2 protein-coding genes are annotated in these 1,821 nt (G+C 70.8%); one reads left to right on the forward strand and one right to left on the reverse strand.

Translation table 11 applies throughout. From position 1 onward, the window contains the following. Positions 1-435: RNA polymerase sigma factor (locus WA805_RS31335; protein WP_425244144.1), on the reverse strand; the 435-nt coding region annotated here is incomplete at its 3' end. 123 nt (positions 436-558) lie between these two features. Here WA805_RS31335 and WA805_RS31340 point away from each other — a divergent pair. Next, positions 559-1,770 (forward strand): cation:proton antiporter, encoded by a 1,212-nt coding sequence (locus tag WA805_RS31340; protein ID WP_425244145.1) that lies wholly within the window; start codon positions 559-561, stop codon positions 1,768-1,770. Positions 1,771-1,821 lie beyond the last annotated feature (51 nt).

Below are 1,821 nucleotides of genomic sequence, written 5' to 3' on the forward strand. Positions count from 1 at the left end.
GTCTAGGTGCCTGGCCACTTCGGGCACCGGCAGCCCGTCGATGTACCGCAGCGTGAGCGCGGCCCGGTGGTGCGCGCCGAGCCGGCCGAGCACCTCGCGGGCCCGGATCTGGTCGACGGTCGTGTCCCACGGGTCGTCGACGCGCGCCGGCTCGCCGTCCAGCAGGCGTAGCCCGCGCTGCTCCCGCTCGACCCACCGCCAGTGGTCGGCGAGCTTGTGCCGGGCCACCCCGATCAGCCAGGGAATGGAAGGTTCCGGCGCGCCCGGCTTGCGGGCCGCGTGCACGGCGGCGAGAAACGACTCGGCCGTGAGGTCCTCGGCCAGGGCGGAGTCGCCGCAGCGGGCCAGCAGGTAGCCGTAGACGTGCGGCAGCGCATCGTCGTACAGCTTCAGCAGCCCGAGCGCCGGGTCGGGCCGCACCTGCGGGTACGTCACACCCTCATAGTCGCCGCGGCGCCCAGTACTCCAACGGGGCAGTACCGAATTTTTCTGACCCGGCGCGGAATACTCCCAGACGGGTGACGACAACACGGGGTCATTCGGCCAGGCTGAGCCGGGATGGACCTGACCAAAGGCCTCAACGACCTGGTGGCGGTGGCGCTGGTGGCGGCGCTCACGCCGCTCGTCGTCGCCCTGCTGCCGGGTCCTCGCATCCCGCAGGTGGTCATCTTCCTGCTCGGCGGCGTGCTGATCGGCCCGCACGTGCTCGGCTTGGCCGACACGGCGAGCATCCAGCTGCTGGCCAACATCGGGCTGGGCTTCTTGTTCCTGCTGGCCGGCTACGAGCTGGATCCGCGGCTGCTGCGACAGCAGCCTGGCAGGCTCGCGATCGGCGGCTGGGTGATGTCGGCCGCGATCGCCGTGGGCGTGACGGCCGGCCTGACCGCGGCGGGCTACATCAAGGATTACGTGCCGGTCGGGCTGGCACTGACCACCACGGCCCTCGGCACGCTCCTGCCCATCCTGCGGGACAACAACATGCTCGGCGGCGAGTTCGGCCGCCACGTGTTCGCCGCCGGCGCCGTAGGCGAGCTGTTCCCGATCCTGATCATTGCCGTCTTCCTCGGCCAGCGGGGCAGCTTCGTCGCGCTCGCCTCGGTGGCGCTGGTCGGGGCGCTGGCCCTCACGCTGACCTTCGTGCCCCGGCTGGCCAGGAGCGCCGCGATGCAGCGGATCGTCACCGAGGGTCAGGAGGCAACTGGGCAGGTCACCCTGCGCTGGTCTATGGTGCTGCTGTTCGCCCTGCTCGCCGTCGCGAGCCGGTTCGGCCTGGATGTGGTGCTCGGCGCCGTGCTGGCGGGGATGGTGCTGCGCGGCTGGACGCGGCACCTCAACATGGACACCGAAAGCCTGGAGCACAAGTTCGACGCGGTGGGCTACGGGCTGTTCATCCCCATCTTCTTCATCTACTCGGGGATGAGCTTTGACCTCAAGTCGATCAGCGAGGACCCGCTGCGCCTGCTCATCTTCTTCGCGCTGCTGCTCGTCGTCCGCGGCCTCCCCTCGCTGCTGGTCTACCGGCGCGCCCTGGCTCCCGTGCAGCGGCTGGAGATGACGTTTATCACTGCGACCTCGCTGCCGCTATTGATCGCCCTGGCAGCGATCGGTGAGCAGGACGGCGTCATGCTCCCCTCCACCGCCGCCTCCCTGATCGGGGCGGGCGTGCTGTCGGTCCTGGTGTTCCCGCTCATCGCCGTAGGGCTGCACCGGCGCGCCGCGCTCACGCCCGCTGACGTCGGGATAACTGCGGAGGAGACGCCGCAGCCCTAGCGGGCCTAGCGCGCCAGGCGGGCCGCGGCGGCGTCCGCCGCGGCCCCCACG

The organism is Trebonia sp., assembly GCF_049794275.1.
Classification (GTDB): domain Bacteria; phylum Actinomycetota; class Actinomycetes; order Streptosporangiales; family Streptosporangiaceae; genus Trebonia.

Coding starts and splice junctions, on each gene's coding strand:
- WA805_RS31340 (WP_425244145.1), top strand. CDS start 559: ATGGACCTGACCAAAGGCCTCAACGACCTGGTGGCGGTGGCGCTGGTG.